27 protein-coding genes are annotated in these 26,410 nt (G+C 70.0%); 18 read left to right on the forward strand and 9 right to left on the reverse strand.

Features of this window, described 5'->3' with window-relative positions:
• A partial coding sequence (locus BM076_RS34560) for a tetratricopeptide repeat protein (RefSeq protein ID WP_245796665.1) occupies window positions 1-1,408 on the reverse strand: 1,408 nt, incomplete at its 3' end.
• A gap of 200 nt (window positions 1,409-1,608) precedes the next feature.
• Window positions 1,609-2,061, reverse strand: a complete 453-nt coding sequence (locus BM076_RS34565) for a chromosome partitioning protein (RefSeq protein WP_143120725.1) — start codon at window positions 2,059-2,061, stop codon at window positions 1,609-1,611.
• Window positions 2,062-2,302: 241 nt separating this feature from the next.
• Between BM076_RS34565 and BM076_RS34570 the strand changes: the two genes are divergently transcribed.
• The 7 genes from BM076_RS34570 (at window position 2,303) to BM076_RS34600 (ending at window position 8,898) form a co-directional block, all read left to right on the forward strand.
• Complete coding sequence (locus BM076_RS34570; protein ID WP_093717742.1) at window positions 2,303-3,535, forward strand: ATP-grasp domain-containing protein; 1,233 nt, start codon at window positions 2,303-2,305, stop codon at window positions 3,533-3,535.
• A gap of 22 nt (window positions 3,536-3,557) precedes the next feature.
• Window positions 3,558-4,775: an aminotransferase class V-fold PLP-dependent enzyme gene (locus BM076_RS34575; RefSeq protein ID WP_177246760.1), complete on the forward strand. Its 1,218-nt coding sequence runs from the start codon at window positions 3,558-3,560 to the stop codon at window positions 4,773-4,775.
• Window positions 4,772-5,794 (forward strand): DUF6875 domain-containing protein, encoded by a 1,023-nt coding sequence (locus tag BM076_RS34580; RefSeq protein WP_093717744.1) that lies wholly within the window; start codon window positions 4,772-4,774, stop codon window positions 5,792-5,794. The genes BM076_RS34575 and BM076_RS34580 overlap by 4 nt, the downstream gene beginning before the upstream one ends.
• Complete coding sequence (locus BM076_RS34585; RefSeq protein WP_093717745.1) at window positions 5,791-6,561, forward strand: hypothetical protein; 771 nt, start codon at window positions 5,791-5,793, stop codon at window positions 6,559-6,561. The genes BM076_RS34580 and BM076_RS34585 overlap by 4 nt, the downstream gene beginning before the upstream one ends.
• Window positions 6,558-7,631 carry a hypothetical protein gene (locus BM076_RS34590; protein ID WP_093717746.1) on the forward strand — a complete coding sequence of 358 codons (1,074 nt, stop codon included), beginning with the start codon at window positions 6,558-6,560 and terminating at the stop codon, window positions 7,629-7,631. Before BM076_RS34585 ends, BM076_RS34590 begins: the two co-directional genes overlap by 4 nt.
• Window positions 7,632-7,682: 51 nt before the next feature.
• Window positions 7,683-8,324, forward strand: coding sequence for an NAD(P)-dependent oxidoreductase (locus BM076_RS34595; RefSeq protein WP_093717747.1), 642 nt, complete (start codon window positions 7,683-7,685; stop codon window positions 8,322-8,324).
• 169 nt (window positions 8,325-8,493) lie between these two features.
• Entirely contained in the window at window positions 8,494-8,898 is a 405-nt protein-coding gene (locus tag BM076_RS34600) for a site-specific integrase (RefSeq protein ID WP_177246761.1), read from the forward strand.
• 8 nt (window positions 8,899-8,906) lie between these two features.
• Here the strand turns inward: BM076_RS34600 and BM076_RS34605 are convergent, their stop codons facing one another.
• A complete protein-coding gene (locus tag BM076_RS34605) occupies window positions 8,907-10,262 on the reverse strand; it encodes a hypothetical protein (protein ID WP_143120726.1) in 1,356 nt (451 codons plus the stop codon).
• Between the two features lie 92 nt (window positions 10,263-10,354).
• Window positions 10,355-11,212 carry a site-specific integrase gene (locus BM076_RS36950; RefSeq protein ID WP_177246762.1) on the reverse strand — a complete coding sequence of 286 codons (858 nt, stop codon included), beginning with the start codon at window positions 11,210-11,212 and terminating at the stop codon, window positions 10,355-10,357.
• Between the two features lie 527 nt (window positions 11,213-11,739).
• Here BM076_RS36950 and BM076_RS36325 point away from each other — a divergent pair.
• The 6 genes from BM076_RS36325 to BM076_RS36955 all read left to right on the forward strand — a co-directional run bounded on the left by BM076_RS36325 (window position 11,740) and on the right by BM076_RS36955 (window position 17,004).
• The gene (locus tag BM076_RS36325) at window positions 11,740-12,576 is read left to right on the forward strand and encodes a hypothetical protein (protein WP_177246763.1); all 837 of its coding nucleotides are present in this window, start codon (window positions 11,740-11,742) and stop codon (window positions 12,574-12,576) included.
• Window positions 12,577-12,703: 127 nt separating this feature from the next.
• Complete coding sequence (locus BM076_RS34620; protein WP_143120728.1) at window positions 12,704-13,057, forward strand: hypothetical protein; 354 nt, start codon at window positions 12,704-12,706, stop codon at window positions 13,055-13,057.
• Window positions 13,058-13,076: 19 nt separating this feature from the next.
• Window positions 13,077-13,607, forward strand: coding sequence for a hypothetical protein (locus BM076_RS36330; protein ID WP_143120729.1), 531 nt, complete (start codon window positions 13,077-13,079; stop codon window positions 13,605-13,607).
• A gap of 235 nt (window positions 13,608-13,842) precedes the next feature.
• On the forward strand, window positions 13,843-15,087 hold the full coding sequence (locus tag BM076_RS34625; protein WP_245796667.1) for an IS110 family transposase: 1,245 nt from the start codon (window positions 13,843-13,845) through the stop codon (window positions 15,085-15,087).
• A 521-nt stretch (window positions 15,088-15,608) separates the two neighbouring features.
• Complete coding sequence (locus BM076_RS34630) at window positions 15,609-16,577, forward strand: hypothetical protein (protein ID WP_093717754.1); 969 nt, start codon at window positions 15,609-15,611, stop codon at window positions 16,575-16,577.
• Between the two features lie 268 nt (window positions 16,578-16,845).
• On the forward strand, window positions 16,846-17,004 hold the full coding sequence (locus BM076_RS36955; RefSeq protein ID WP_177246764.1) for a hypothetical protein: 159 nt from the start codon (window positions 16,846-16,848) through the stop codon (window positions 17,002-17,004).
• 236 nt (window positions 17,005-17,240) lie between these two features.
• Here BM076_RS36955 and BM076_RS34635 read toward each other — a convergent pair whose 3' ends face one another.
• Both BM076_RS34635 and BM076_RS34640 read right to left on the reverse strand, forming a co-directional pair.
• A complete protein-coding gene (locus BM076_RS34635) occupies window positions 17,241-18,092 on the reverse strand; it encodes a hypothetical protein (RefSeq protein WP_093717755.1) in 852 nt (283 codons plus the stop codon).
• 405 nt (window positions 18,093-18,497) lie between these two features.
• Window positions 18,498-18,815, reverse strand: a complete 318-nt coding sequence (locus BM076_RS34640) for an STAS domain-containing protein (RefSeq protein WP_093717756.1) — start codon at window positions 18,813-18,815, stop codon at window positions 18,498-18,500.
• Between the two features lie 217 nt (window positions 18,816-19,032).
• Here BM076_RS34640 and BM076_RS34645 point away from each other — a divergent pair, with 217 nt between their 5' ends.
• Window positions 19,033-19,431, forward strand: a complete 399-nt coding sequence (locus tag BM076_RS34645; RefSeq protein WP_177246765.1) for an ATP-binding protein — start codon at window positions 19,033-19,035, stop codon at window positions 19,429-19,431.
• Between the two features lie 31 nt (window positions 19,432-19,462).
• On the opposite strand, the gene BM076_RS34650 is transcribed toward BM076_RS34645, so the two are convergent.
• Window positions 19,463-20,341: a SigB/SigF/SigG family RNA polymerase sigma factor gene (locus tag BM076_RS34650; protein WP_093717758.1), complete on the reverse strand. Its 879-nt coding sequence runs from the start codon at window positions 20,339-20,341 to the stop codon at window positions 19,463-19,465.
• 583 nt (window positions 20,342-20,924) lie between these two features.
• On the opposite strand from BM076_RS34650, the gene BM076_RS34655 reads away from it, so the two are divergent.
• Window positions 20,925-21,395, forward strand: a complete 471-nt coding sequence (locus tag BM076_RS34655) for an SRPBCC family protein (protein ID WP_093717759.1) — start codon at window positions 20,925-20,927, stop codon at window positions 21,393-21,395.
• Window positions 21,396-21,504: 109 nt separating this feature from the next.
• The gene (locus BM076_RS34660) at window positions 21,505-23,121 is read left to right on the forward strand and encodes a phytoene desaturase family protein (protein WP_093717760.1); all 1,617 of its coding nucleotides are present in this window, start codon (window positions 21,505-21,507) and stop codon (window positions 23,119-23,121) included.
• Between the two features lie 383 nt (window positions 23,122-23,504).
• On the opposite strand, the gene BM076_RS34665 is transcribed toward BM076_RS34660, so the two are convergent.
• Both BM076_RS34665 and ku read right to left on the reverse strand, forming a co-directional pair.
• On the reverse strand, window positions 23,505-24,233 hold the full coding sequence (locus BM076_RS34665) for an SOS response-associated peptidase (RefSeq protein WP_093717761.1): 729 nt from the start codon (window positions 24,231-24,233) through the stop codon (window positions 23,505-23,507).
• 32 nt (window positions 24,234-24,265) lie between these two features.
• Complete coding sequence (gene ku / locus BM076_RS34670; protein ID WP_093717762.1) at window positions 24,266-25,198, reverse strand: non-homologous end joining protein Ku; 933 nt, start codon at window positions 25,196-25,198, stop codon at window positions 24,266-24,268.
• 203 nt (window positions 25,199-25,401) lie between these two features.
• Between ku and BM076_RS34675 the strand changes: the two genes are divergently transcribed.
• Together BM076_RS34675 and BM076_RS34680 are read left to right on the forward strand one after the other, a co-directional pair.
• Window positions 25,402-26,052: a hypothetical protein gene (locus tag BM076_RS34675; RefSeq protein ID WP_143120731.1), complete on the forward strand. Its 651-nt coding sequence runs from the start codon at window positions 25,402-25,404 to the stop codon at window positions 26,050-26,052.
• A gap of 6 nt (window positions 26,053-26,058) precedes the next feature.
• The coding region (locus BM076_RS34680; protein ID WP_456151214.1) for a DNA polymerase Y subunit UmuC family protein at window positions 26,059-26,410 on the forward strand (352 nt) is incomplete at its 3' end.

Below are 26,410 nucleotides of genomic sequence, written 5' to 3' on the forward strand. Positions count from 1 at the left end.
GGGGGTGGTCGGGGCCCAGGACCCGCAGGCCGTCGGTGAGCAGGTCGGCGGTCGCCTCGGCGGCGGCGGCTGGATCGCCCGCCTCACCTCGCATCCGGGCGAGGTTGTTGCGGGCGATGAGGGTGTCCGGGTGGTCGGGGCCGAGGTGGATCGTCGCTGTGTCGAGCATGGCGCTGAGGTGGTCGATGGCCGCCTGCAGTTGCCCGGCCTCGTCGAGACTTCGCCCGAGCAAGAACAGCAGGTCGTGAACACCTTTCGCATACAAGGCTGTTCCGGCGTGCGCGATCACTGTGCCGGCGTTCGCCCGCAACGCCTTGGTGAGGTCGACCTCGCGTTCGATGTCCGGCCAGATCGCAGCCAGCGCGTCAGCAGCAGCAACGGCGGCCTTGTCGCGGTCGCGGACCGCGAGGTCGTCGCGGGTGGCGCGCTGAACGAGCTGATGGACGTGCACTGCGGGCAAGGGCCCATCGGATTTGTGGTCGATGAGGCTCATACGGTGCAGCGCCCGCAGCGCGCCGAGAGCTTCAGCAGGTGTCACGGGCGTGCCGCGGCCAGCCCGGTTGCCGCCGAGGTGGGCCAGGGCCGGGGGACCTGTCAGCAGTCTCTGGGGGATGCCGTTGGGGTCGAGCATGGCCGTGAGCTGGAGCATGCGCCGTGCCAGACCGACAGGCCGCAACTGGTCGGCGCGGTCGACCGACAGGGACCACAGCGCTGCGAGGGTAAGGCCCTGGTCATCGGGCAAGGAGTCGGACTGGGGAACCGAATCGGCCAGGGTGCCGGCGCGATCGGCCAGCAGACGCCGATACGCACCGACCCCCATCCCCTGGTCGGTCAGATACGCGGCAGCCTGCGACAGCGCCAGCGGCAGGTAACCCAACTCCTCGGCGAGGAGGCCCAGCTCGGCATCCGTTGCTGCGTTGCCGTGCCTGGGCAGCGTCGCCGTGAGATAGGACATCGCCTGATCCGGGGTGAAGACACCGACCGGAACCATGTGCCGACCGTCGCTGAAGAGGGCAGTGTCGCGGCGGCGGGTCGTGACCAGGGTCCGGCCGTGCGGGACGTCGGGCGGCCACAACCCGCGGATGTCGGCGGGTTCGGCGAGATCGTCCAGGACGATCAGCCAGCGATTCCGCTGCGCATGCAGCCAGGCCAGGAACCGGCTGGCAGCGCGATCGGGATTCCCGGGATCGGCGCCGCACAGCTCTTCACCTGCCTGGGCGTAAGCATCGGTGATCGCAGTGCGGTTGCTGGCGGTGACCCACACCAGAACCTCAACCTCACCGGTGTCCCAGGCACGACGGGCATATTCTGCGGCGAGCTGGGTCTTGCCGACTCCGCCCAACCCAGTCAGAACCTGGCCGAGGACCGCTACCCCTCCCTGGCCCACCACAGTTCTGGGCAGCTCCACCTCGGTGCGGGTCTGGAAGGACCGTGCACGCGAGGGGACCACTCCCACGATGTGCGGCAGCTCAGCAGGAGCTCGTGGGGCCGTGTATGTGGTGATGCTGCCGATCGCCCGGGCTGCGATACCGCCTGCCGACGCCGCGATAGCAGTCGTCGCGCCGCCCGGAGGATCGAGGGGTTGACCGTCGGTGATGCCGGGCGCGTTCAGGTCTGGGGCGGGCCCGGCACCGGAGGGTTTCCCAGCGTCACGTCTCCCATCCGTACCGCTGCTGCTGATCCGCCCTCGGCTGTGATGGTGGTGCTTCCGCCGATCGCGATGCCGTCCCCGGACGCCACCATCGCCCCGGACGCCTTGGCCGCTTCCTGCACCTGCTCGACAGCCTTCCGAAGGGCGTCAGCGAAGGCTGTGTCCTGTTCGGCAGCTTCATCGACCGCGTCGGTCAGACGCCGGCGGGTCCGCTCGGACACGTCTCCGGTTTGTGCCTGTTCTTCGGCCAGTTGCAGGGCCCGGTCTTCACCGATTGCGCCGGAGACCAGGTCGTGGACGCGTTCCATCCCGGCGTCGACCACCCGGTCGACCTCGGTGTCTGCCTGCTGTCCCGCCCGCCTGGCCTTACGCACCAGGTACGCGCACACGTAACCGACGGCGATCTCCACACCGGTCAACACAGCCCCCAACTGCCGTTCACGTCGTACGGAAACCGTAGACCTCCCGGCCGACGCACGCGCCGAAACCAGACAACCCCGCCGCTCCCGGCGGCCGTTGATGACCAGCCGCGCCTTCCGGCCCCGGCAGAAACCCCATCCACAGAGTTAAGGAACCGACGCAGTGAATTCGCCTGTACCCAAGACCGGGAGTCCGCCGGTAAACGAGCTAGACAATTCCGCGTCTTCTGCTGTGCTGCTTGTGGTCGGCGCCGGTGTCGGTGCCTACCGGGCGTACGGCTTGAAGTCGATGTCCGCCGTCGCGCCGCTGGTGCTGATCGACGCCGATCCGCCGTCGTGGACGCGCCGTCACACCGTGGCACGGGTGCGGGCAGATCCGGCGGATCCCGCCGAACTCTTCGCCGCCGCTCTGGAGGTGACGCAGCTGCACCCGGTGGGTGGGGTCACGACCTACATAGAGGAGTACGTCACGCATGCGGCGTTCCTGGCCGAGGCGCTGGGGCTGCCGGGGCCGAGTCCGGAGGCGGCCGGCATCTGCCGGGACAAACACGCCACCCGGGTGGCACTGGACCGGTCGGGCGTCGGTTCGGCCCGCTCGGAACTGGTGCGAGGCCAGGACCAGGCGGTCGGGGCGGCCGACCGGATCGGCTACCCGGTGGTCGTCAAGCCGCGGCGGCTGGCCGGGTCGGTCGGTGTGCGCCTGTGCACCTCCCCTGATCAGGTCCGGGACGCCTACCACGCGGCGGCGTCGGCGCGGCTGCTGGAGATGCGGGCCGACGGCGTGCTCGTCGAGGGGTATCTCGACGGCCCGGAGGTCAGCGCCGAGTGTGTGGTCACCGCCGACGGCACATGCCATGTCGTGGCCGTCGCCCGCAAGGCGCTCGGCCCGCATCCCGGTTTCGAGGAGACCGGCCACACCGTGGACAGCTCCGACGAACTCCTGGCGGACGAAGCCCTGTTGTCGGCGGTCCGAGGAGCAGTCACGGCGACCGGTTACCGGTCCGGGGTCGTCCATGTCGAGCTGCGGATCGTCCGCGGGCAGCCCGCGGTGATCGAAATCAACGCGCGCCCGGCAGGGGATCTCATCCCCCACCTGGTGCACCTGGCCACCGGCGTCGACCTTGCGGGGGCCGCCGCCGACGTCGCGTTCGGCCGTGATCCGCAGCTGACGCCGACCCGGGGCCAGGCGGCCGGGGTCCGGTTCCTGTACCCCGGCCGTCCCGGGGTGCTGGACCGGCGGCTGTTCACCCACTGCGGGGCGCCGTGGCTGGACCGGCAGATATGGACCGCCGTACCAGGAGACCCCGTCACCCCGCCGCCCGAGGGGGGCGTGACCGACCGCCTCGGCCACCTCGTCGTCACCGGACCCACCCCGCTGGAGTGCCGCCGGCGCCTGGACGAGGTCGAGGCCGCCACCAGCATCGCGATCCGCCCCGCACCTGCAGGCAGCGCCTGTGTCCAGTAACCCCGCCCTCCCGGAGAAGAATGTGACCACCAACGACACCACCGCACCTACGACAGCCGCCTTCGAGACCGGCCGTGTCGGGCGGATCGGCATCGGACCCGCCGACCGGTCCGAAACCGACGCGACCATCGGCGCGTTCACCGATTGGCTGCTGGCCGAAGAGCCGCACATCGCCGGGTTCCCCGGCAACCTCAGCTTCGACTACAGCCGGTACGGTGCGCTGCTGGCGACGTTGTGCAACTCGGTCGGCGACCCAGGGTCGCCGGACGCCAGCGGCGTCGGCGGCAAGACCTTCGAGCGGCGCATCCTGGAATTCCTTACCGACTTCACCCGCGGCGACCGCGACCACACGTACGGATATCTGACCAGCGGCGCGAGCGAGGCCAACCTCTTCGGACTCCTGACTGCCCGGACCACCCTGCCGCGCGCACCCGTCTACGTCACTGCCGCCACCCACTACTCGGTGACCAAAGCCGCCCGCATCCTGCGGATGGACGTGGTCCAGGTGCCCATGCTGGCCGACGACACCATGGACCCCGGTGCGCTGGCCTACCGGACCGCCGCCCGCCGCGGCGGCGCGATCGTAGTCGCCACGACGGGCACCACCATGCTGGGCAGCACCGACGACCTGCCGGCGCTGCGCCAGGCCGCCGCCGCATCCGGCCCGGTCTACGTCCACGTCGACGGCGCGCTCGGCGGGTGGATCACGCCGTTCGAAGCGGGCGTGAGCGTGAGCGACTTCAGTGCCGGGGCCGACAGCATCGCGCTGTCCGCACACAAATGGCCCGGGCATCCGCTGCCGACCGGAATCGCCTTGGCCCGGCGGCACCTGGTGAGCGCCGTGGCGGCGGGGGAGTACATCGGCGCCACCGACCACACGATGGCCTGTTCGCGGTCCGGCACGGCCGCGGTGATCTTGTGGGCGGCACTGCGTGGGCTGGGCTATCACGGGCTGCGCCGCATGACGGAGAACGCGCTGGCCGTCGCCGAGCACCTGCACACCCGGTTGACCGCCCTTGGGCTCGGTGCGCAACGGCACGGCATCACGGTCAGCTTCGCGCTCCCGCCCTCTCACGCCGGCTGGGATGCGCTGCGGGCCCGCTGGCACCTGCCGGCCCAGCACCGAGGAGGCGTTCTGCTCACCCATGTGATCACCGTGCCGCACCTGGGCTACGGCCAGGTCGACGAACTGGCTGACGACGTCGCCGCCGTCCTGGCCCGGAACGGTGGTGCACGGTGAACCACCCGCTCCGGCCGCCGCTGCGGCTCCTGACCGGCACCGAGCACACCGTCATCACCCACTGGCTGACGGGCTACATCAGTCAGCCGCGCGACGACCTCGGCCGGCGCGGCCCGGTTTGCCCCCATGTCCCCGCAGCACTCCGGCACGGCCTGGTGGCCGCCACCGGACGCCCGTGGGACCTGGAATCCGATCCCTTCGCCGAGACCGTCAACCTGATCACGGACGCACTGGACCTGTTCCACAGCTGGCCGTGGCCACCCGACCATCCCGAGTTGCGTGCGGTCATCGCCGCAGCCCCGGGCATGCCCCGCGACCTGTGGCCGCTGCTGGACCAGATCCAGCAGCAGATGAAGGACGGTGCCGTGACCGGCGGCCTGATGATCGGAGCGTTCCACGGCGACTCCGCTGTCCCCGCCGCCCACAACCCGCACGCGGCACCCAATTCCGCGCCGTACCCGCTGATCGTGGTGCGGCCCATGGCCGTCCACGACCTGTGGTTCCTGCACCAGGAAGAGGGCTGGTTCCGCGAGTACCAGGAGCGGTTCGGCACAAGCGCCGAAACAGCCGGCGCGACGGACCTCGGGGGCCTGTACCGCAGCACCGCCTCCCGCTTCGGCCGGCTTCCCGCTGCACCGGCGGAGCGCGGGAGCAGCGCCGGGGCCGTACGGGATCACGGTGTGCAGGCGGCCTGGACCGGCCTCGGCCACGACCTGACGATGATCACCGTCCTCGACCCCTGTCCCCGCTGGCGGCCACCGTCCAGCGGCGACGTCCTGCCCGCCGCCGGCGGGACTGCGCTCCTGGCTGCTCGGTGGGCCGGGCCGGACGACGACCCCAAGGCGCCCGGGGCACTCGCGCACGCCGCCGCCCTCGCGGCGCGGACACCGGCCATCGTCCCGCCGCGGCTGGCTGAGGAACTTCCCGAGAACGTCGAGCTTGTGGCGCTGGCTGCCTCGGCCGTCCTCGGCCCCTGGCCGGCAGGCCCGGCCGCTACGGGGACGGGGGCCGCACGGTGACGCCCGCCGCGTCGGCTGTCGCCGTCACCGCCATGGTGCACACCGCCGCGATCCTGCCCGGCTGCGCCGTCCACTCCCGCGGAGCACTGCTCACGTCGGGCGTGCCGCTGGCGGATGCCATCCGCACCGCCTGGCACAGCGGACACCGCCTGTCGGCCGAGCGGGAAACACCGCTCGTCCTGCGCGTCGCCACCCCGGACGGCCGCATCGAGGCGCGAGCGATCCGCGGCTGGCAGCGCCCGGTTCCAGAGCCGGTCACCGGGCATCAGCCGGTCGACCACCCCGCGTGGCTCGACCCGGTCCCCGACCGCGCGGGTCTGCTCCGTCCGATCCGCGCGGCACAGCGCAGCGGACAGCCCGCCGCTGCGGCAGCCGCCGCCGGCGTACTGGCCGGAGCGCTGCGCGCCGAACTCGGTGCCCACCCGCACACTGCGCTCGCCGCCGAACTCCAGGCCCAAGCCGCTGCCGACGCACGCATGTGGACCCGGGCAGCCCGCCTGCACACCGAAGCGGCAGCCCTGCACCACCAGCTCGGCGCGCCCGGCGACCGCGAGGCCGCCTGCGTGCGCGGCGCCGTCACCGCCTGGGTCCGCGCCTCCGCCCACCCCTCCCGCACCACCGCGGAGACCGTCGCATGCGGATTCACGCTTGCCCACACCCTGATCGGCCTGTGCCCGCACACCGACGAACTCGCCGCTGTCCTGCGGCGCCTGGCCGAGTACATCCCCCCGACAGATAGCCGCACCGAACCGGAGACCAGCCGATGACCCCCGCCCCGCCCGCCGGCACCGCCCGCCGCGCCATGGCCGCCGCCCTCACCGCGATCCTCGTCCTCGTCGTGCTCGGCGCCTGCGACACCACGCACACCAACTCCCCGCACCCGCCGTCCCCTTCGGCGGCAGAATGCCAGCCCGCCCGCTCCGCGCGCTGCTCACCCACCAGGGCGCCCGCGCCGCCCCCTGTGATCAGCCAGAAGGCCGCAGCCGCAGTCCTTCAGACCTACACCCGCGTCAACAACGCCGCGAACCGCACCCGCTCCGCACGGCTGAACGACCGCGCCGAAACCGGGGCCATCCGCGCCCAGACGCAGGCCGAATACCGCACCTACCCGTACTGGACGACACAGCAGAAGCAGAGCCTGAACGCGTTCACGTACCTCGACCCGACATACTTCATTCCCCGGCGGAGCGCTACCGATCAGCGGCCGTGGTTCGCGGTGCTCGCCCGGTTCTCCACCTCCAGGTGGCGGTCATTCATGATCTTCACCGAGACCGGTAAGGCATGGAAGCTGGCGGCCGAGACGCCGATCTCACCGGACCTGACGATTCCCACCGTCGCCATGGACGCCGACGGCTACGTCCGGGCCGTCGACTCCGACACCACAGCCCTCGCGATGCGGCCGGACGCCCTCCCGATCGCCGTGAACGACGACTACGCCAGTGGCGGACTCGCCGACGGCGCGATATTCGTGCCGAACGCCGTCACCGACGGCCAGCGGCAGGCGTTCCGCGACGCCCAGACGTTCCTGCGCCCGGCAGCCACCTCCCACCTCGACCCGGCGAACGATCCCTTCGCCGACGTCTTCGCGATCGGCACCACCGACGGCGGCGCCCTGGTTATCGCCTCCTCCGCCCACAGCCAGATCGACTCCGTGAACGAGCCCACGGGTGTCATCACTCTCGGCCCGCACGCCAAGGAGCGCGCCTGGCTCCGCACCTCGCACGTCCAGCATCTGACCACCACCTATACCTGCCTGGACACCGCAGCCGTCCCCCCGAACGGGAAGGGGAAGCCGGTGCTCCTCGGCAGTGACTGCGCACCCACGCACGCCTCCTGAACCACGACACCGTCATCCACCCGTTCCGGCACCGACCCGAAGGGCGCTCACGTGCGTCTCGTCATCGTTGCGGCAACCGGCGGCATCGGCCGCCATCTGCTGTCCCAAGCACTCACCACCGGCCACGACGTCACCGCCGTCGTACGCGACCCCGCGAAACTGCCCACCACCACCGGGATCCGCACCGTGGCCTGCGACCTCACCGCTCCCGACCCGGCAGCCCTCCAGGAAGCCGTCGGACCCCGGCGCCGCGGCGACGCCGGAAACACCGCCGCTGGCACACGGGCGATCACCGACGCGATGAAGCAGACGCAGTGCCGACGGATCCTCGTGGTCAGCGCCGCGCCCGTGTCCACCACACCCTCGCCCGGACGCCCTCACCCACCGCGGAGAGATCCCGGCGAAGGGTTCATCATGCGCTACATCGGCAGTCCGCTGACCAAACGCGCCCTCGGGGACCACCTCGCCGATCTCGCACTCATGGAGGACACCCTCCGCGCCAGCGGGCTCGACTGGACGTCCCTGCGGCCGCCTCGCCTGACCAACGGGCCCCGCACCGGTACGTACAGAACCGCCAAGGGGCGCAACCTTCCGGGCGGAATCCGCATATCCCGAGCCGATGTAGCCGACTACATGCTCCGGGCGATCAACGACTCGGACACGGTCAAGCAGGCCGTCGGCATAGCCCGATAGCTCATGATCCTCTCGTGCCGTACCAGCATGCGGCGCACGTCGCGGTGACGGTGCGCGAGCCAGCCGCGAGCCCCCGCCCGGCGCTCGGCCTGCTGCGGTCCCGGATCCGTCTCCGCTGTCAGTGCCCGGTGCAAGGCTGGATGCCGTGACTACGACTAAGACGCTGAGTGTGCCGGAGTTCGCCACACTGCTGAAGAACGAACAAGTACCGCTGGTGCACCGCGCGTTGTGGTCGCTGCTGTGGGATGGCGGGATCAGGCTGCGTGAAGCGCTGGCGGCAGGCGTGCACGATGTCGACCTTTATGCCCGGACGGTTATGTCCTCGGATGCGAGGTACGGCGCCGGGCCGGAAGCCGTACCGCTCGGAGACACGACGGTGAACCTGCTGCGGGAGGTCATCGGCACACGGAGGATCGGACCGTTGTTCCCGAACGAGACGGGCCAGGCGTTGTCGGTGGCGACCGTTGGGCGCTGGGCGCGGTCTGTCGGAGTCAACGCGCACACGTTCCGGCTGAGCGGCCAGTGCGCTCGCGGTGAAGCTGCCGTTCGCGCTCAAGCCGCTGAAAAGTCGTGATTATCGGGTCAGAAGCGGTCGGTGAGGGTGAAGCGCGGTGGCATGAAGGCCCGCGGCGGCTGGACAGGCGGAAGGGCACGGTCCCCTGGCGCGATGGCGGCCAGCACGTGGCGGAGGTTGCCGGTGGCTAGGACGTGGACTGCGCAGCCTCCGGCGGGGCAGTCCACGCCCGGGCTGCCGTGCCCGTCGCCTGCCGCCGCGCCCCGGGCGTGATTGAACGCGTCGCTCGGGGCATCGGCCCGCACGGCGTGCCACCGCCCTGCTTGGTGCTCGCGACGGATGCCCGCGGCGACCTCCGGCCGCATGGGGAGGTAGACGGTCCCTTCATGCTCGCGGACGAGCAGCGTACGGTCCACAGTGTCGACGGCGTCGTCACCGTGTTCGTTGGCCTCCAGCCAGTCCAGCGCGCCCTTGCGGGTGCCGGGGCCCCACAGATAGTCGGCCGGGTACCGGGTCGTCTCGAAGCGGGCGTCGTATTCGAGGAGTTCGGGGTCGGTCGGAACGGTCTCGTGGCCCGCGACGGCACGCACCAGGAGGAAGCGCTCCTGCTCGCCCGCTGCTTCGTTGGGGTTGCGGAGTGCGTCGAGCGGCCAGACGCAGCGGTTGCCGGTGCTGCTCCAGCTGAGTGCGACGACGCGGCGGGGTACCGGGCCGGGGTAGTGCCGGCCGCCGGGCGTGGGCTTGCCCCACAGCTGGTTGATGTACTCGGCGAGGTTTCGCAGTGCCCGCGCGGCCTCGACAGGTGTCTCCACACCCGAGGCGCCGTGGGCGACGAAGTTCCGCTGTTCGCACCAGATCGTCTCGATGCGGCGCGCGCGTTGGCCGCGCAGCAGCTCCGCGGCGCGCGCCCAGGCGTTGAGGTGGGCGAGCATGCCGTTGAACTTGATCTGCCGACCGTTCACGTGGAGCCGCCACACCGGTCCGCCTTTTTTGGAGTGGAGGCGCCGCACCATGCCGAGGACGTCGTCGTAGGAGGCCACGTCACAGGTCCGTGCTGGTTTGCCACCGGCGGCGTCCTCAAAGGTGACCGTGCCGCCGCACCACTCCATGAAACGGTCGCGCAGCGCCCGCTCCCGGACGAGCAGGGCCAGATCGTGGACCACGGTGAACAGGTCGTAGGACAGGACGCCGTACGCGAAGGCGCCACGAAGGCGGTCGAACGCCGCCCGCGTCGCTCCCGCCACAGCAGGTACGAGTTCGCAGTCCGCTAATAGCTCCTGCTGAAACTGTGCCGCAGCTTCCGGTGTCAGCGAGACTCCCAGCCCCAGACCGAGCGGACCGAACGCGAGAGTCATCCCGTCCGGGGCCTGAAGCTCGGCCAACGTCTTGATCTCCACAGGCAACTCCCGGTCTGCGATGGGCAACAGGCCAGTATGCGGTAAGACGCGGGTCCCGCGCTCCGACACGCCCGCCGGACTCCCTTTGCCTTCTGGGAGCCCGGCGCCTTTCTGTCAGATCAATGCGCGCGACGCCGATCTGCTTGCCCCGCCATCTGTTCGGGCAACGTCATAAAGCACTCCGCGCAGAAGCGCCGCAGTCGGCGGTCGATGACCTCACCGGTCTCCGGGGACAATCGCGTGACGTCCACAAGGAGATGGCGCTCGCCTGCCCGGGTGCACACGTCGGGCTGGGACGCGTGAAGGTGAACGCACGGGCATTGGCAGACACCCGCCCCGGCTTCCCTGGAGTCGGGAGCTTCGTCGGCGGCCTCGTACGACACGCGGGGCAGATGCTCCAGCTTGTGCGGACGGGCCATCTGGCCTCCCGCACGGAAGGCGTGGATGTTGTGGTGGGCGATCTCCTGGGCAGCGCGTGAAGCGAGTTCGCGGCTGAGCGGGCGTTGGCCGTCGAAGATGAGGGGGCCGGCGTCGCGGCCGGCGACAGCCTCGCGCGTGAGCGCGGCCGTGGCGTCGCTGAGCGGAACAAGGCGGCCGTCGGCTGAGTGACTGGGGGAATCCACGGCGACCGTGTGCGCCTCAGGGTCGACGTCGCGGACGTCGAGTGACAGGACGTCGCCAACCTTGAGACCTCCTTCCCACAGCAGGCTCCACAGCGCGCGGTGCGCCGCCGGAATGTCCTTGTCGGCGATGAGTTTCTCGAATTGCTCGGGTGATACGGCGGCCGTGGTGAGGTCCGTCCGGGCCCCGGGGCCCGGACGGCTGGAATATGCCGCTTCGGCCTCCGCCAGGTCGTAGCGTTTGGCGCCGGTCGTCGTATCGCGATCGACGGGCTCGACGGCGGCGAGAATACGTCGGGCGTGCGGTTCGCTGACCTGCCAGCGCGAGGCGCACTCGCGCACGGTGGTGAGTTCCATGCGGCAACACTTCCGCACGGGGCGTGTATGGGTCAAGGCGGGCTGCTGGAACGGGTCGGCCGACCTCACGCCGTGGACGGACCGTACGCGCCGTCTCGTGCGGGGCCTCTTCCGGCGGAGTACGGCTTCCGCGGGGCCAGCATCGCTTCGGTCCGCGCTCGTGGTGTGGCGCAGCCGCTGATGCGAGGGCGCGTCCGGGGCACGGCGGGGGAATGTCGGCGTATATGCCCCGGTCGGCTCGGTCCGCTCAGCGTGAGTGACATTTGTGCTGTGTTCCCGGGACCGTAGCGTGATCTCTCGGCGCAGGGAGTGCGCCCGCAGCAGGGGAAAGGCGGCCTCACGGGGCCCTGCTGGCGATTGTGGACGGACTACCCTCCAGGAGCGATTGTTCAGTGAGCCTTCCTGTCGGCCACAGTGAGCGGCCAGGCGATCCGAGCCTGTACTACCGGGACTCTGCGGGGTGGCCGGTCGGAGGTGAACATTGGGTTCCGCGGCTCTATCGGGGCGTTCACGATCGGCTCGGTGAGATGGAGGTGCTGCTGGAGCTTCAGTTCCGCGGCATCCTTCGTCGTTTGGAGGAAGTGCGGGCCGTACGCGCGGGGGAGTGGCCGGCATGGTGCTGGATGCCCATCGCTGAGGTTGCCCGCGTGCTGCACGAGGAATACGACTACGGTGCTGGACCGCACTACGTGACCGCGCAGAATCCCCGGTACGGACTGTCGGCCGAATCCGATCTGGGGAAGGACGCTGCCCGTATCGCTGCTCTCGGCGCGTTCTGGGCGGGAGGGCAGCACGTGGTGGTTCTTGGTGCGATGGGCGGTGCCGGGTCCGGCGCTGCCCGGTTTCCCCGGGACCTACTCTCGCGCTGGCCGTCGCCGTGCGTCTATTTCGCAGGATGGCCGGCGGGCGGCGGGGCCGCGGGTGCGTTCGCTCATCTGGAATGGAACTGTGCTGAACGCCGAGCGGAACTGCGGGTGGTCCTGGACTCGGAGACACCGAGCCTCGCGGGACTGATCGCGCACACCGTCCACCTCACGGGCCGGACTCCCGCTGAATCGGCTGCGTCGATGTGGCTCGCTGCGGTCATGGAGGATCGCGTCGAGCGCGGTGACGACCGTCTCTTCGACATCGTGTACAACGATGCTTTCACCACGGCGGTCACCCACGCCGTGAGTGAAGGCCGAGGATGGCTCGCCGCTGCGGGACGACTGACGGACGTTGCGTTTCACGAGGCGGCAAGCGTGTTCGGCCTTGCCGCGAGCACACCGTGGCCGCCTCCGAGGCGGCCTGGCGCGCTGGGGCCGATGCTCTGGCTCGACGAGGCTGTCGTCGACCTTCCGCACGGCCGACCGTGCGGAAGGTGAATTCCTTGACGTGCGGCCGGGGCACGGTACCGTCGGCGGGCAGCCAGCGCAGCCGCGAACTGTCCGCCAGCTGGGGTGCGACGAAATTGCGGGCGTACGCCGGACCGATCTCAGTAAGGTGGCATTCATGACTGATGAGGTGAATGTCGTCTCGGCCGCCCGGGCCGCGGCCACGCTGCGCACCGTACTGGCCGGGTATCGGGAAGACGGCAAAGATGCCGTCCCCCTGGCCATCAGCGAGAGCGACGGCGGCGCGCCCGAGGCTGTCCTCGTCCCCTACCAGCTGTACGAGCAGATCCTCAACGAACTGGAACGCCGCGAAGACCTCGCCATCGGTGCCCTGGCCGCCGACCGCGCCGAAGCAGCCCCGGCCCCGGGCGAGGGCCTCGACGCCGACGCCCTCGCCCGGCTGGTGGCCGCGAGCCGGCCGGCTGACGCCGAAGAACTGCTGCGAGCCGCCGGCCGTCCAGACAGCCACTGAACCGGCACCGACCGACGTTGTGGCTGCCGCCGACCCGTACCGGGGCGACCACCTGCCGCTCGTAGGCGCCGACATCATGCAGTTGCCGAACCTTCAGCTCCAAAAGCTCGCGTTGACGCGGATCGCCCAGCTCACCAGCGGAGAGATTCAGGGCCGCAAACTTGACGAGCTTCCGTCGTGGCCGAAAGCCCTGGGGGAGTGCTGGAAATTGTACTTCGGCGAGCACGAGCACGACATCGGCCACCGTCTCAACCGTCGGCCGCCCGCCTACCGCATCGTCTACCGATTCCTCCCACCGGTGGACAAGCCCAACGACCGCGACAAGCGCCCGCGCATCCAGGTTCTCGCGCTAGGGCCACGGGCGCAATCGGAGGCTTACGAGCGCGCCGCAACTCGGCTGGCCCGACCCGAAGTTCACCGTGAACGAGCGATACAGCCCCCTTCGCCGGCGAGCGCCGGAGAATCCATCGCCCCACGGAACCCGCGCGCGCGTACGCCGGTGGAACAGCCGCAGACTCCACGCCGCAATCCCAGGCGGCGACTTCCCTGAAGGTACGGGCCCCAGTTGAACTGTCCCGCCGCGGACTCTTCGGCGCTAACGGCCACGTGTTCGCAGCAACACGAATACGCATGGTGAGTTTTACGCTGTGCCGTAATTCGCGCTATGGTTTTCCGAGTCGCGAAGATTAATCAGCGGCGCCGCAGCAGTGCTGTGTGCTCCCCGCGAATGCGGGGATTCCCGCGAGAGTGGAGGTCTCTCGCGCCGTGGCTTCCGGGGGTTGAGTGTGCCCAGATGGTGGGCGGGTGTTGACTGGTCGAACGGACTGCAGGACGTCGGTATTGTCGACGAACAGGGGCGAATGGTACGGCATCTGCGAATACCCGAAACCCCTGCCGGGGTCGACGAAATGCTCAGCGCGCTTCGCGCACTCAACCCTACCTCACACCGATTCTCGCGCAAGCAAGTCCCTGTCGCCATCGAAGATTCAGGCCGGCTCATCGTTGCCGAACTGCGCCGCCGCCAGCAGCCCGTAATTCACATACCGCCGGCAGTGGCTTCTCGGCACCGAGGACGCACCGCAGTCGCCACGTCCAAATCGGACCGGACCGATGCGGCACTCCTCGCAAACATCATCCGGCGCGACCCTGGACGCTTTCGCCTGCTGCCCGACAACTCCGACTCAGCTGCTGCCGTGACGGTTCTGGCCCGCGCTCAGAAAGACGCCGCGATCCGCGCCGCGGAAATGGCTGTCCGGCTGCAAGCACATTTGCGGCTGTATTTCCCTGCTGCTGTCCAGGCATGGGCCGGGATGGAGCACGGTCTGCGCCGAGGCGAGGCGCGAGCCGTACTGGCGCTCGCGGCGACTCCCCGAGCGGCGGCCGCACTCTCTAAGCCCCGTCTGTACGACGCCCTGGCGGCGGGTGGGCGCACCAGGCTCCTGGACGATCACGCCGCCAGGTTGCGGGATCTCTTCGGCACGCCTCAACTCCGGCACCGGCCCCTCACTGAGGAGGCCATGGGGATAAGAACCCTGAGTCTGCTCTCGGAACTGGACAATGCTTGCCAGGTGAACGAGCGCCTGGAGGTGCTGGCACTCGACGCCTTCAGCCGCCATCCTCACTCCGCCGTCTACCGCACATTCCCGGGCCTCAAATCGGTACTCGGCGCGCGCGTTTTCGCCGAGATCGGCGACGATCCGGATCGGTTCACGAATGCACGCGCCCTGCGTTCCTATGCGGGCACCGCCCCGTTGACGTGGGCCTCTGGTGACACACAGGTCGTTACTCACCGGCGTGTTGCCAACCGCCGGCTCAAGGTGGCCGTCCACTCCTGGGCGTTCACCTCCTTGAATCGTTCGCCGGGCTGTCGCGCCCTCTACGACAGACGTCGGGAACATGGCGACCGGTACGCCGCAGCTCTTCGCCATGTCGGCGGACGGCTGCTGGCTGGTCTGCACCACTGCATCCAGACCGGCACCGTGTTCAGCGAGACCGCCATGTTTCCTCACGCCACTACGCCCACTCAATGACCGGCGTCCAGGGGTGACTTCCAATACCTCCGGGCCGTCGAGCCCTGAACCGGAAGCACCGCCCTGGAGGCCCCAAATACCCGCCCGGACACGATCCACGGGCAGCCGGAACTAACGCCTGAGTTCGCCCCGGGCCGTCGAGCCCTCACGCGGGAACGGCGCCCGGCTGCCTCTCCATCGTGTCCGGGCGGGCAACAACGTGCCTGAGCCCGAATGCATCGTCGCGTACGGGATCGGCCCCAAGATCATAGTTTGACCCCGGGCCCTCGTCCGGGACGTCACCGTCGGGCGATGTGCTTCACCCGTCCGTGGTGGAGTGTCGCCGCGTCACGTGGCGCCGCTCCGGGTACTTTCCATTCTGCGGCTGGAGGCGCACGCCGTACTGCCTGGCGACGACGGCTCCCCCCATGCCGTTGGCTCGCAGGTGAAGGACACCCGGGCGATCGGCCCGAGGGCTTGACGTTGTGCCGGACAGCTGCATCGACTCTGCGGGACGGGGGGATCCCGGTGCGGAGTTCGACATGACCAAGGCCGGAGCAAGCGGACCCAAGGCCCGCGCCCGGAAGGCTCAGAAGGCGACCGGAGCCCCCTACACCGAGGTGCGCGCCCGGCAGGCGTCCCGGGCCGGGCGCCGCGGTGACTGCCGTGTGATGCAGTTCCTCACCGAGAACTCCACGCACACCAGCCCGCTGCTGGTCCAGTTCGCCGGGGTGTGGGCGCGCCAGGGCCTGAAGGTGCTGCTGCTCAGCGACTACCAGAAGCCGTACGCCGCGTGGCGCCTGCAGCAGCACTCCCGCAATGCGAAGACCCGCAAGGAGGCCGAGGCCCAGCTCGCGGCCTGGCCCGGGCCCCGCAGCACCCTGTTGTGGCGGCCCGAGGACGGGAACGGCGGCGGGTTCGTGAACGGCCAGCGCACACCGTGGTCCTCACGCGTCATCGACGCGGACCGCGGGGCAGACGATGTCGACGGGTTCGCGGACGCGCTCGCGCGGGCCCGCAGCCATTTCGACGTCGTCGTCTTGGCGGACCGCTTTCGCTACCCCTGGGGTGTGCAAGGCGCCCGCTACATTGTGCTCGCGCACAGCGACGAGGGAATCCCGGTCAGCGCGACCTTCCCGCCCACGTACGACGACGACACGCGACTGCCCCGGCATGCGCTGACCCCGCAGCAGAGCGCTGCGTTGCTGCGCGACCGGCATCTGCGGTTCCTCGGCGGCAGCAACGCCGTCCCGCTCCTGGGCATGGTCACGTGCCACACCGGCGGCCGGGGCACGGTGCCCGACCAGCCCGGCCCGGCCTTCCGCGCCGGCGTCGAAGCGGACATGGAGTCCGTCGGCCTTCCCCTCCTGGGTCACATCGCACTGCCCACACCGGATCAGCTCGTCCCCGCCGGGGCCGCGGGTTTTGACCAGACCGTGCGTACCGTCCTCGCTGCTTCCCCGGCGGACGACGTCACCGCTGCGGCCCGGAAGATCCTCCGCCGCTGGTGACTGTCCCGGCAACGCGCCGTTACGACCGGACGCCCTCGCGCCAGGCGCCGGGCCGGCCCGGCGCCCCGGAGGTTTCAGCCGAAGCACGCGTCACCGGGCGTGGCGAAGGGGCGGGCCGTCCCGGCGGGTGCGGCTGCCAGCGGCCCGGGGGCAAGGTGCGGGAAGGCACCGTCAAGCTGCAGGTCAGGCCAGTGGTGTCAGTGGGCAATGCGAAGCTGCAGGGAGGTTCGGTATTCGCCGGGCACACGCACAGCTGAAGGACGGCGTTATGGAATTCGTGAAGATCATCTGGGTGCAGGACGGCTTTGCGGAGCGCCGCGAGTCCGCGGTCACCTACAGCAAGTCTGCCGCCCCTGCCTACGTTGAGCGCAAGAAGGCGGAGAAAGGCGTTTCCGATGTGCAGATCGTTTCTGCGGACCCTGAGTAGCAGCGGCTCCCATGCGGAAGACGGAGGGCCAGCCGGTGTACAAGGTGGTGACCCGGTTCACCGCCGATGGGCCTGCTGTCGCCGGAGCTTTGCGGTACAGCGGTTGACGCTAAACCGGTGATTGCGTGACCGGGTGTTGCCAGGACTCCCGGTGCTCCCTGCGAACACGGTCGCGGATATAGCATGGCCAAGCCCCGGTTGCGGGCCGGAGCCTTGGCGTCTAGTTCGGATGGCAGCTATTCGTAGTCGCCATGGAGGACATCGTCTGCGACTTCTAAGGAGATACTCATATCAACACCTGAGGCACCTATTTCCTCAGGGCTGTTCAGGCGAAGGTTGCACCACGGGCAAATCAGGGCCACAGCGACCGGACCACCTGCGGCGGCAGAGCGCTCCACCATCACCTGTGCTTGTCTGCCGCAGGCGGGGCAGCCTGGGTCGCCCGATACGGATACGACCTCTCCGTCACCGTCCGGAGACCCGGTCCCGAACGCGAAGGTGAAGCCGGCCAGGTTGGGCGAGCGGATCTCGTCGGGCAAGGGCAATCCCGCGAGGCGGTCATCAAGGCGGTGCTGAGCTTGCTTGATCCGGAGTTGGACGTCCCGCTCGACCTCGCTTCGCTGCTCATCCACAGCAAGGTTGACTGTGCTAGTCAAACGCCCCCAGAAATCATCCTCCGAAATTCCGAGATGCCTCAGCATTGCTGAAATGGCCTTCGCGAATGTCGGGATATGGCTCTTCGCCTCGTCACCGCTGGAGGTGTGAACCGTTCCGTTTCGCAGGTCGATCAGCAGCCGCAGAGACGGAGTGACCTTCCCGATGCCGAGCTGCGCCAGGCGCGCCAGGGCCTCCGACATGCTGATTGTGTGGACCGTGAATTTCTTCTGCCCGGTCACGATCTGCACTTTCCCGCCGGCTATGTAGAGCGGATTCATCTTGTACAGGGTCGCTTTGGCGAGACGCTCGATGGATACGCCTGCATGAAGGGCGAACCAGTCGTACTCGCCGTGCCCGTGGTCTTCCATCGCGCGGTGCGCGGCCTTCTTCGAGCCCTCAAAGAGACTCTCGAACGAGAGCGATTCGTCCATGCACGGACGTTACCGCCGCTTGAAGTACCGCTGCACCCGTTTCGCGGAACAGGAACGATGGCGCGCCGGTTCCGGTGCTGTACGCCGGGTCTCGCATGAACGAGGCCGCCGCCGAGGCGGTTCACCACCCTGCTGCGGAGGACGGGCGTCGCGCAGCATGTCGGCGGCTTCGGCGCCACGGTCTCCCGCGAGCCGCAGGCTCCAACCACTGCGCCATCACCGAGCGGGCCGATGCCGAGCACGGCCCGTCAGGATGGGAGCAGCCGGCTCGGACGGTCCGGGCACGTCACGCAGGTCACCGCGGGGTGGGAATCAGGTTCTCGGGGCGGGCGAGGAGTCTGGAGCTGATCCGGGATCGGCGGCACGCCAGGCCGAGGTTTCGGCGGCGGCGCTGCGGGCGTCCGATTACGCCCGGGTGCTTCGGGCGTCGGCGACGGTGGGGAAGATCTTCAGGACGGTGTCGACGCCGACAAGATGGAACAGCCGGTCCACGGGCGGATGGAGGCCGGCGATCCGTAGGTCGGTGGTCCGGTGGGTGCGGATCAGCAGGTTCAGGAAGGTGGAGTCGCCGAAGGTCACCGCGCTGATGTCGAGGATGACGCCCGGTGCGCCGTCAGCGGCGGCCTTGAGCTGGGCGTCGAGCGGTCCCAGGTTGCTGGCGTCCAGGTCGCCGGCCACGGTGACGACCGGCAGGTCGGCGGGGGGACGCTTGTTCTTCGACATGGGTTGATTATGTCGAAGATCCCGTTGGCAGGGCGTGAAGGATCGGTGTGCGCCGTACCGGTAATCCGGCGGCGTCCGGGGTCATCACGGTGCGATAGTTCGGCGTAGTTGGTGGTGCGGGGGTAGGCGGAACCTGACAAGAGGCAGCATGCGTCCTGAACACGCGGCGGTGGAGCGCATCGGCTGTGACCGCACGCCGGGCACAGGAGATGGTGACATGCGCATCAGCAAAAGCTTTTCGGGCACGAGCGGCGCCATAGCCGCCGCGCGGCAGCTGATGTCTTCATTCCTGTACAACGTCCGTGCCGGCGGCACTGCGGTGGAGGAAGAAGCCGTCGAGGGTGCGGCACTGGTGGTCTCGGAGCTGGTCACCAACGCCGTCAAGCACACTGACGGGCCGCTCGGCGTGGACCTGTGCATCACCGGTGAAGCGGTGGAGATCTGCGTGTGGGATTCCTCCCCCGCCCGCCCGGTCCTGATGGGGCCAGACCCGGCCAGGATCGGGCGGCACGGCATGGAGATCGTGGCAGTGCTTTGCGGCGGCTTCAGCGTCACGCCGCGGGCCGGGGGGAAGCAGATCACCGCGCGCCTGCCGCTTCGCGCGGGCGCCGCCTAAATCGAGGCCGCCCTGGTCGCTGGCGAGGGAATTACTGGTCGGTGAGCATGCCGGTGCGGAGTTTGCCGAGGATCCGGGCGAGCAGCCGGGAGATTTGCATCTGGGTGACGCCCAGTTCCCGGCCGATGTCGGCCTGGCTCATGTCCTGGCCGAACCGCATCCGCAGGATCCTCTGCTCCCGCACGTCCAGTTGGCGCAGGAGCGGGCCAAGGGTGTGGAGGTCCTCGAACAGTTCCAGCGCAGGGTCGCACGAGCCGGTGGTGTCCGCGTGCGACGGGCCGGCGTCGTCGTCGCTGTCTCCGCCCAGGTCCAGGGAGTCGGTGTTATAGCCGTTGGCGGCGATCAGGCCGTCGGTGACCTCGTCCTCGGACAGGTTCAGATAGGCCGCCAGCTCGGCGACGGTCGGGGGTGTGTCCAGGGCAGCGGTCAGATGGTCGCGGGCCTTGGCCAGCTGGATGCGCAGTTCCTGCAGCCTGCGCGGCACGTGGACCGACCAGGAGGTGTCACGGAAGTGCCGCTTGATCTCGCCGACGATGTAGGGGATCGCGAAGGTGGTGAATTCGTTCTCCCGGGACAGGTCGAACCGGTCGATCGCCTTGACCAGGCCGACCATGCCCGCCTGGACAATGTCGTCCATCTCCTGCGGGCCGCGGGCGCTGAACCGCCGGGCGCACACTCGCACCAGCGACATGTTCATCTCGATCAGCGTGCCCCGCACGTAGGAGTAGGCGCGGCTGCCCTCCTGCAGCGTCCGCAGACGTTCGAAGAACACCGGCGAGATGTCGCGCGCCGTGCCTGGAGCCACGGCCCCGGGATCCAGGACGGCGGGAAGGTCTCGCAGCGCGGGCGCGTGGGCTGCGGTGCTGACGGTCGTGGAGAGGGTGTGGGTGCTGGATGCAGGTATCGGCATGTGAGTGTCCCGCCTCGTGGACTACGTCTTGGAACTCCTGCCCGGCCATGGAGTGGGTACCCGCCGCTCTTCCACCTTCCGCCACCGATGTCCCGCCCGCACCTCGGCCCGTGTCGTCTGCGGAGCCGGTGCCCATGGCGTTGCCGAGCTGGGAGCAGCGTGGCGGCGAAGCCGGTCGGCCGGACCGCAGCAGCACCGAGAGGGTCTGTCCGCGTCACCCTGTCGGACCACCCGCCCGAGCCGGTCGTACGATGCGTTGTTCGAGGATGCGTCCAGGGGGTGGGGAAAGGCGCCTGGTGCAGCAGACCGGGCCCGGCGACATCCCCCGAGGACGGGGCACGGTCACCCCTGGGGCGCCCCCTGTGCAAGGGCACGGGCCGGAGCCCGCCCTCCCATCACGTCTGTCAACGCGCTCGCCCGCGGCCCCCTGCGGCCTCCTCGGCCGTTCTCTTCTCCGTGGCGGTTTTCTTCGAGCCCCGTCCGAACTCCGGCGGGCGCAGGCGGGTGGCCCATTTGAAGATGGGCACACGCAGGGTGCGGCGGTTCCGCCCCGCGCCAGGACGACGACCTCCAGGGAGAACCGATGGCAGTCCGCCACCAACTGATTGAACGTTCCCCGCAGCAGGTCTGGGCGGTGCTGGCCGATCCCGGCAGGTTTCACGAATGGGTCGTCGGCGTGGCCGACTCCGTGCCCGGCGACAACGACTGGCCGATGGTCGGCGCCGACCTCACCTACAAGGTGGTCCTCGGCCCCTGGACGGGCAGTGGCCGCACAGTGGTGCGGCGCTCCGAGAAGCCGCGCGTGCTGGAGCTGGAAGCGGAAAGCGGTCCGCTGGGCACCGCCCGGATCGCCCTGGAGGTACGGCCGTGGGGCGACACCGACAGCCTCGTCATCATCGACGAGCACCCGCTGCGAGGTGCGGCGGGATCGCTGCACACCGCTGCCGTCGACGTCTTCATCCAGCTGCGGCACCGCGGCATGCTCAAGCGGCTGGCCGGCGTCGTGGAGAAGTCCGCGCCGAGGACGCATACGGCGCAGTCGCCCTCGTCTTGACCGCGACCGATCCAGCAGGCCGCGCCGCGAACTGCCGCCACAACCTGGCCGACGGCACGCCGCCCACTCACGGCAACCGGACCGGACGAGAACACCAGGAGGACTCCCTGTGCCCGACGCGGTGGTCATCGGAGCCGGACCCAACGGTCTGGTCGGCGCGAACATACTGGCCGACGCCGGCTGGAGCGTCGAAGTCCTGGAGCAACAGGACCAGCCCGGCGGAGCGGTGCGCAGCGACCGCGGCGTCGACCCGGCCTTCGTCAGCGATGTGTTCAGCGCGTTCTACCCGCTGGCAGCAGCCTCCCCCGCGCTGGGCGCCCTGCGTCTGGAGGACGAGGGTCTGCGCTGGAGCCACGCGCCCCAGGTGCTGGCCCACCCCCTGCCGGACGGCCGGTGCGCCGTGCTCGACCGTGACCTCGCGGCGACGTCGGCGAATCTCCAGACATTCGCCCCCGGCGACGGAGCGGCCTGGCAGGATCTGCACGCCGTGTGGGACCGGGTGGGCGAGGACCTGATCGACTGCTTGTTCGCGCCGTTCCCACCGGTGCGCTCAAGTCTGACGTTGCTGGCGAGCGTACGAGCGGCGGGGGCGCTGCGGCTGGCCCGCACCATGCTGCTGCCGGTGCGCAGGCTCGGTGAGGAGCACTTCGACGGAGAGGGCGGTCGCCTGCTCCTTGCCGGCAACGCGCTGCACGCGGACCTGTCGCCGGAGTCCGCTGTGAGCGGCGGCTTCGGCTGGCTGATGTGCATGCTCGCCCAGACTCACGGTTTTCCCGTGCCGGTCGGCGGAGCCGGAGCGCTCACACAAGCGCTGGTCCGGCGTCTGGAACACCGAGGCGGCCGGGTCCGCTGCGGTCAGCGCGCGACCGAGATCGTCGTCAGAGGTGGCCGTGCGGTGGGCGTACGGACCGCGTCCGGTGACGCCGTACGGGCCGGCCGGGCGATTCTCGCCGATGTCTCCGCGCCCACGCTCTACACCCGGCTGGTCGCCGAAGAGCACCTGCCCGCCGGTCTGCTCAGCGACCTGCGACGCACATTCCAGTGGGACTTCTCGACGTTCAAGGTCGACTGGGCACTGGACCGGCCGGTGCCCTGGACCGCGCCCGAGGCCGCCGGCGCCGGCACCGTCCACATCGCCGACGGGGTCGACGACCTGACCCGCTTCGCCGCGCAGATCGCCACCAAACACGTCCCGGACCGGCCGTTCGCCCTGGTCGGACAGATGACCACCGCGGACCCCACCCGTTCCCCGGACGGTACGGAGTCGGCATGGGCCTATACGCACGTGCCGCAGGACATCAAAGGCGATGCCGGTGAGGACGGACTCACCGGCACTTGGGACGAACGCGAGCAGAATCTCATGGCGGACCGGCTGGAGGCCCGCATCGAAAGCTACGCCCCCGGCTTCCGCGACAGGATCCGCGCCCGGCGGATCCTGTCCCCGACGACACTCCAGTCGCTGAACGCCAACCTCCAAGGCGGCGCCATCAACGGCGGCACCACCGCCCTCCACCAGCAGCTCGTCTTCCGCCCCACCCCCGGCACCGGCCGCCCCGAAACCCCGGTCAAGGGCCTCTACCTCGCCTCGGCCGGCGCCCACCCCGGCGGCGGCGTCCACGGCGCCTGCGGCGCCAACGCCGCCAGGGCCGCGCTGCACACCCCCGGCCTCCGGTCCGCGATCAGCGCCGCCCAACGCGCCATCACCCGCCGCCCGCCCAAGCCCTGACCACCACGGTGAAGGCGATCGCCCGTAGGGCGCCCCGGCGGCATTTGCCGGGGAAGCGTCGGGAAGGGCGGGCAGGTTCGTGGATAGGGAGTTACGGCGGGCTGCTGTCGCAGCACTCGGTGAACTCGGGCGACGTCACAACTACCGTGACCGCGCGGATGTCGGCCACGGCCCGGCAGCGTTTGCCGCGTTACAGGAGACCCGTGGGGGGCTGCTGGACTCCCGACTGAGATCGATCCCGTTCTTCGCCCCGCATAACACGGTCGCTGTCGTGCAAGCGCGGGTGCTCGACCGCAGACCTTGGCCTCGCTCGCCCTCGCCGACACGGCGCGCTGGCCGGCCGCGATCGGATTCCGGGGGCATCCCGGTGCGGCCGCACCGTTTCAGGGTAGGTCGACTGCGTCGAGGAGGCCGGGGCTGTCGGGGCCGGGCCGGTTGACCTGTGTGGAGACGGGGCGGGCGTCAAGGGGCCGGGCAGTGGGGTCGGCCAGGAGTTTCCGGATGCGGTCGGGGTCCTCGACGGCGGGGTCGAGCCAGGCGTCGGCATCCTTCTCGGCAATGGTCAGCGGCATCCGCGGGTGGACCCGGCCGGCGGCATCGGTGGCCTCCGTGGTGATGATCGTGCAGGTGATCAGCCACGACTCGCCATCGTCGCTGTCGGGGTGTTTCCAGAATTCGTACAGCCCGGCCAGCGCCATGACGCCGTCGTCCTCGGGATGGATGTAGTACGGCTGCCGGTAGGCTTTGCGGCCGTCGCGGGCCGGGACCCTGTCCCATTCGTAAAAGCCGTCGGCGGGCAGCAGACACCTGCGCTTGGCGAAGGGGCGCCTGTACGCGGGTTTCTCGTGCACGGTCTCCACCCGTGCGTTAATCATCTTGGTTCCGATAGCGGGGTCTTTCGCCCAGGACGGCACCAGGCCCCAGCGCACCGCCCGAAGCGTCCGACGGATCTCACCGGTGTCCCGGTCCACACGCTCGATCACCGCCCGCACGTCCTGGGTCGGCGCAATGTTCCAGCTCGGCGGCAGCGCCTGCTCGGCCGGCGGTACCTCGGCGTGAAACAGGGTCGCGAGGTCGTCCGGCTGGCGGGTGGAGACATATCGGCCACACATGCTTCCACCCTGCCACGCCTGCCGTCGCCGGGTCAGCCGGCCCGCTTGCGGGTGGGCTTAGCGGCCGTGCTCTTCTTGGCGGTCGTCTTCTTCGCGGCGGTTTTCTTGGCAGCGGCCTTCTTCGCCGTTTTCTTGGCGGTCTTGCGGTCGGCGAGGTGGTGGATGTCGGCGCCTTCGCCGCGCTCGGCGCGGGCCTGGTCTGCGGCTGCTCGCAGGGTGGACATCAGGTCGGTGACCGTACCGGTTTCCGCGGACGCCGTCTTGGCGGGTTTCGGCAGGGGCTTGTCCTCGGTCCTGGCCTGGATCAGCGCGCCGACGGCTGCGGCGTAGTCGTCGTGCATCGCGGACATGTCGATGTCGCCTGCGGCGTCGATGTAGTCGAGTGCGGCCTGGATCTCTTCGTCGGACAAGTCCACGCTCCCGCGGGGTGCGGCGTCGTCGGCGGAGCGGATCTCGTCCGGCCAGTGCAGCCGCTGTACGACGAGGATGTCGCCCTGGGCGTGGATGAGTCCGAGCGCTTCGCCGGCGCCCCTGAGCGCGTATTTCCCGACCGCGGCCTTCCCGGCACGTGCGAGGGCCTCGCGCATCAGGACGTACGGCTTGTTCGCCGCCGGTGAGGCGGGTGCGAGGAAGTACGGCTGGTCGAACATGTGGCCCGGGACGGTGTCGAGGTCCAGGAAGCCGGAGATCTCGATCGTCTTTGCCGTGGGCAGCGGCAGCGCGTCCAGCTCCTGGTCCTCGATCGGCACCAGTTCCCCGCCCGGTCCTTCCCACGCCCGCCCGATGTCGGCCTGCTCCAGGCGCTCGCCGTCCGTCTCACACACTTTGCGGTACTTGACCCGACCGTGGTCTTCGATGTGGATCTGCCGGAAGGAGATCTTGTGCGAGCGGGTGGCCGGCTGCATCTGGACCGGTATCGCAACCAGCCCGAATGAGAGGCTTCCGCTCCAGATCGGCGACGGCATGAGCTGCACCTTTCGGTAACCCCCGCACCACGGTATTCCGCTCCATCCCCCGTCGCAGGTCGGGGCCCGCCGGACGGTCCGTTCCGTCACCCCTCGGCGACAGCGCTCAAAGTTCAGGGGCACGGGAAAGCGAACCCCGGCGGAGGACATCTCCGCGGCCCGCCGACTTGCCTTGATCGAACGTGCGTGCGAATGTCGGGGGCATGGGTGCAGCTCCGGGGACAGCAGCGATCACCGGCTCCGGCGAGGCCGAGACTCCGGTGAGACTGGGCGATCTTGCGCCCGGCGGGCTCCGGCCGGGGGCCGCTGTCGCCGTTGAGCGGGATCTGCCGCTGCTGCTGGCGCTCGGCGCCGAGGCGGCCGGCGGTCGGGCGGGGTGGGCTGCGGTCGGGTTGCCGTCGTTGGGGGTGCTGGCCGCGCGGCATGCCGGTCTGGATCTGGGGTGCGGGGTGCGGGTGGATGCTCCGGGGGCGCGGTGGCCACAGGTGGTCGGGCACCTTGTCGCGGCGCGGGTGCCGGTAATCATGCTCGGTGTGACGGAACCGCCGCCGGGCCGGGTGCGTGCTCGGATTACGGCGCAGCTCCGTACGGGCGGGGCGGTACTGCTGGCGGCCGGCCCGTGGAAGGGCGCCGACCTGCGGTTCCGGGTGACGGGTGCGGTGTGGGAGGGGCTGGGGCGCGGGCACGGTGTGCTGCGCCATCGCCTGGTGACGGTGGAGGTGTCCGGGCGCGGCGCCGCGGGTGGTGTTCCGCGTCGTGCGCAGTGGTGGCTGCCGGGGCCGTACGGTGCGCAGCCGGTCGCGGGCGGCCCGCTGGCCACTCACGGTGGCGGCGGTATGCGTGTGGTGGGGTGAGTCGGCGTGCGGGTACTGGTGTCGTGGATACCGGACTGGCCGGTGATCACCTGCGGGCTGCCGGCGGGGGAGCCGGTGGCGGTGCTGTCCGGGGACGGGCGGGTGGTGGCGTGTTCCGCCGCGGCCAGGGCGGCCGGGGTACGGCGCGGGATGCGGGTACGGCAGGCGCGGTCCCGCTGCCCCTGGCTGCGGGTCGTCGAACGTGATCCGGCGGCCGAGACCCGGGAGTTCGAACCGGTGGTGCGGCGGCTGGAGACGGAGGTGATGCCCCGGCTGGAGGTGATCAGGCCCGGCATGGTGGCGGCCCCCGCCCGCGGCCCGGCCCGCTACTGGGGCGGCGAGGCGGAGCTGACCGCCC

The organism is Actinacidiphila alni, assembly GCF_900112845.1.
Lineage (GTDB): Bacteria > Actinomycetota > Actinomycetes > Streptomycetales > Streptomycetaceae > Actinacidiphila > Actinacidiphila alni.

Coding starts and splice junctions, on each gene's coding strand:
- BM076_RS34590 (WP_093717746.1), top strand. CDS start 6,558: ATGACCCCCGCCCCGCCCGCCGGCACCGCCCGCCGCGCCATGGCCGCC.
- BM076_RS36950 (WP_177246762.1), bottom strand. CDS start 11,212: ATGGAACTCACCACCGTGCGCGAGTGCGCCTCGCGCTGGCAGGTCAGC.
- BM076_RS36325 (WP_177246763.1), top strand. CDS start 11,740: ATGGAGGTGCTGCTGGAGCTTCAGTTCCGCGGCATCCTTCGTCGTTTG.
- BM076_RS34620 (WP_143120728.1), top strand. CDS start 12,704: ATGACTGATGAGGTGAATGTCGTCTCGGCCGCCCGGGCCGCGGCCACG.
- BM076_RS34630 (WP_093717754.1), top strand. CDS start 15,609: ATGACCAAGGCCGGAGCAAGCGGACCCAAGGCCCGCGCCCGGAAGGCT.
- BM076_RS36955 (WP_177246764.1), top strand. CDS start 16,846: ATGGAATTCGTGAAGATCATCTGGGTGCAGGACGGCTTTGCGGAGCGC.
- BM076_RS34635 (WP_093717755.1), bottom strand. CDS start 18,092: ATGGACGAATCGCTCTCGTTCGAGAGTCTCTTTGAGGGCTCGAAGAAG.
- BM076_RS34640 (WP_093717756.1), bottom strand. CDS start 18,815: ATGTCGAAGAACAAGCGTCCCCCCGCCGACCTGCCGGTCGTCACCGTG.
- BM076_RS34645 (WP_177246765.1), top strand. CDS start 19,033: ATGCGCATCAGCAAAAGCTTTTCGGGCACGAGCGGCGCCATAGCCGCC.
- BM076_RS34650 (WP_093717758.1), bottom strand. CDS start 20,341: ATGCCGATACCTGCATCCAGCACCCACACCCTCTCCACGACCGTCAGC.
- BM076_RS34655 (WP_093717759.1), top strand. CDS start 20,925: ATGGCAGTCCGCCACCAACTGATTGAACGTTCCCCGCAGCAGGTCTGG.
- BM076_RS34665 (WP_093717761.1), bottom strand. CDS start 24,233: ATGTGTGGCCGATATGTCTCCACCCGCCAGCCGGACGACCTCGCGACC.
- ku (WP_093717762.1), bottom strand. CDS start 25,198: ATGCCGTCGCCGATCTGGAGCGGAAGCCTCTCATTCGGGCTGGTTGCG.
- BM076_RS34675 (WP_143120731.1), top strand. CDS start 25,402: ATGGGTGCAGCTCCGGGGACAGCAGCGATCACCGGCTCCGGCGAGGCC.